At 59.5% G+C, this 2,882-nt stretch carries 2 protein-coding genes; both read left to right on the top strand.

Annotated elements, in window-relative coordinates; genetic code table 11:
* Window positions 1-339 precede the first annotated feature (339 nt).
* Window positions 340-927 carry a ribosomal protein S5-alanine N-acetyltransferase gene (rimJ, locus tag M5G20_RS30015; protein WP_273922117.1) on the top strand — a complete coding sequence of 196 codons (588 nt, stop codon included), beginning with the start codon at window positions 340-342 and terminating at the stop codon, window positions 925-927.
* A 292-nt stretch (window positions 928-1,219) separates the two neighbouring features.
* On the top strand, window positions 1,220-2,882 hold a 1,663-nt coding region (locus tag M5G20_RS30010), incomplete at its 3' end, for a HAMP domain-containing methyl-accepting chemotaxis protein (RefSeq protein ID WP_273922116.1).

Below are 2,882 nucleotides of genomic sequence, written 5' to 3'. Positions count from 1 at the left end.
GAGTTCCAGGCGAGCATCCTGGCTGATCAGCGACAACTCGAAACTGAATAATGTCGACAAACCTTCGCAGCCGGAAAAACGCTCAAGCAGTAACGCTTGCGGCCCCTCAATCGGTGACGTGAACCTGATCAGGCGTCGGTTCTGTGGCGAGAATATTTTTGTTAGTTCCATTAACAAACTTCCTGCGGCATAAACGGCCAGAGCTCGATCAATGAGCAAGGCTTTGGTGGTTCTCAAACACAGGAATTAAGACGTCCAGGAAATAGTTTGTATGTAGGACGCGTCCTTTTTTACGGAAACTCCCCCCACGACAATGGGGGACACAAACTGGAGGACAACATGACGATCTTCACCCTGCCCTGCAAACGCCTGAACCTGGCCGTCCTCAGCCCGAGCCAGGCGGCGTTGGAACGCGACTTTTACCTGCGAAACCAGGCACACCTCGCACCGTGGTCGCCGGTCCGCGAAGACGATTACTACAGCACGGTAAAAATCCGCTCACGGCTCGCGCAGCAAGCCATGGCGTTTGATGAAGGGTATGCGGTGCACTTCGCCGTGCTTGATCGCGACAGCGGCCAGATGATCGGCGCGTGCAATTTCAGCGGCATCATTCGCGGGGCGTTCCAGTCCTGTTACCTGGGTTATCACATCGACCATGCCCATCAAGGCCAAGGCCTGATGCACGAAGCTGTGGACGCGGGCATTCGCTACATGTTCGAGACGCTGAACCTGCACCGCATCATGGCCAACTACATCCCCGGCAACGACCGCAGTGCGCGGTTGCTGGAGCGTCTGGGATTCGAACGTGAAGGCTATGCCAAGGCGTATCTGAATATTGATGGACGATGGCAGGATCACGTGCTGACGGCGCGGCTCAGCACGGTGTGGGAAGACCCGGACCGGCAATGGTCGCGCAGCCTGGATTAACTCATGTCTGTTCCGGGTCGCCCCTGCAGCAGGACAGCGTCTGCTCGCGATGACCTCGGCTCAGTCGATAAAGATCTCGCCTGATCAACCGGCATCCCCAGCCGCGCCCGCCCCAAAAAACCAGCGCCAGGGACCTTGTTGAACATGCACCTTCACAATCCCTCGACAAAATCCTTTCAGCTCTCGCGATCACTGCCGATACAGACCGTCTACACCGCATGCTGGCCACCAAAAACAACAATCTTCCAGCCAACCGACGATCGAGAAACACTACGTTCCTGGAGGAATTTTGATGAATAGCTGGTTCGGCAATATCAGCGTGAACCTGAAACTGGGCCTGGGTTTTGGCCTGGTACTGGCCTTGACCTGCGTCCTCGCCCTGACCGGCTGGACCAGCCTGGGCAGCCTGATTGACCGCAGTAACTGGATGAGTGACATCACCCGGCTCAATGCGGGCCTGACCAAGCTGCGAGTGGTGCGCCTGCAATACATGCTGGCCAACGGTGACGAAACCACCGCACAAAACGTGCAAACCACCCTCGAAGCGTTTTCCGCTCAACAGCAAGCGTTGCTGGTGAAATTCAAGAGCCCGGAAAATCTCAAACTGCTCAGGGAGCAAGGCTCTGTCATTGATGCCTACAAGACATCGCTGAACAAAATGCGCGGCGCTTATCGCGCTGGCAACAGCGCCCGCGACGTCATGACCGCCACTGCCGAAACGGCCAATACGCTGATCAACGACATCAACACCCGCGTACAGCAAATGCCGTCGAGCGACCAACGCTTCGAACAGTTCCAGGCCATCACCGCCGCCAAGGAAGCGTTCCTCCTGGCCCGCTACGAAGTGCGTGGCTACACCGCCGCCGCCAACGCCGAGACCGAGCAAAAAGCTGCCACCCAACTTGATACCGCGATCGCCAGCGTGAAGTCCCTCAATGGGCACTTCGCTGATGGGCAGCCGGACGCCTTGCGTCAATTGGAATCCGCATTGAGCAGCTACCGCGGCGCCTTGCAAGCCTACAAAACCGCGAACAGCGATGTGGTGCAGGCACGCAAGGAAATGACGGACCAAGGTGCAGCCATCGTCAGCCTGAGCGAGCAGCTGTACCAGATCCAGCTCGACCGTCGCGACGCCGAAAGCGCCAATGCCCGCACCCTGCAACTGGTCAGCACGCTGCTGGCATTGTTGGTGGGCATCATTGCTGCCGTACTCATTACCCGGCAGATCACCGGCCCATTGCGCGACACCCTGGCGGTGGTCGATCGCATCGCCAGCGGCGACCTGTCCCAGGACGTCAAGGTCACCCGCCGCGATGAACTCGGCGTATTGCAACAGGGCATCGCGCGCATGGGCGTGACCCTGCGCGATTTGATCAGCGGCATCCGCGACGGCGTCACTCAGATTGCCAGCGCTGCCGAAGAACTGTCGGCCGTCACCGAGCAAACCAGCGCCGGCGTCAACAGCCAGAAAATCGAGACCGATCAGGTCGCCACCGCGATGCACGAGATGACCGCCACCGTGCAGGAAGTCGCGCGCAATGCCGAGCAAGCCTCGCAAGCCGCCGCGGCGGCGGACGGTGAAGCCCGTGAAGGTGACAAGGTTGTAGGCGAAGCGATCGCGCAGATCGAACGCCTGGCCAACGAGGTGGTGCGCTCCACCGAAGCCATGGGCGTGCTGCAACAGGAAAGCGACAAGATCGGCAGCGTCATGGACGTGATCAAGGCCGTCGCCGAACAGACCAACCTGCTGGCACTCAACGCAGCGATTGAAGCCGCGCGCGCCGGTGAAGCCGGACGTGGTTTCGCCGTGGTAGCCGACGAAGTCCGTGGCCTGGCCCAGCGCACACAAAAGTCCACCGAAGAAATCGAAGGCCTGGTGGCCGGCTTGCAAAATGGTACCCAGCAAGTGGCCGCGGTGATGAACAACAGCCGCACCCTGACCGACAGCAGCGTCG

The sequence above is a fragment of the Pseudomonas sp. TNT2022 ID1044 genome (genome assembly GCF_028656895.1).
Taxonomy (GTDB): Bacteria; Pseudomonadota; Gammaproteobacteria; order Pseudomonadales; family Pseudomonadaceae; genus Aquipseudomonas; species Aquipseudomonas reinekei.
The sequence above is the reverse complement of the archived record's forward strand: the minus strand, read 5'-3'. Positions and strand labels throughout refer to the sequence as shown.

Bases quoted from the DNA above. Each gene is read 5' to 3' on its own strand.
- rimJ (WP_273922117.1), top strand. From the start codon at position 340: ATGACGATCTTCACCCTGCCCTGCAAACGCCTGAACCTGGCCGTCCTC.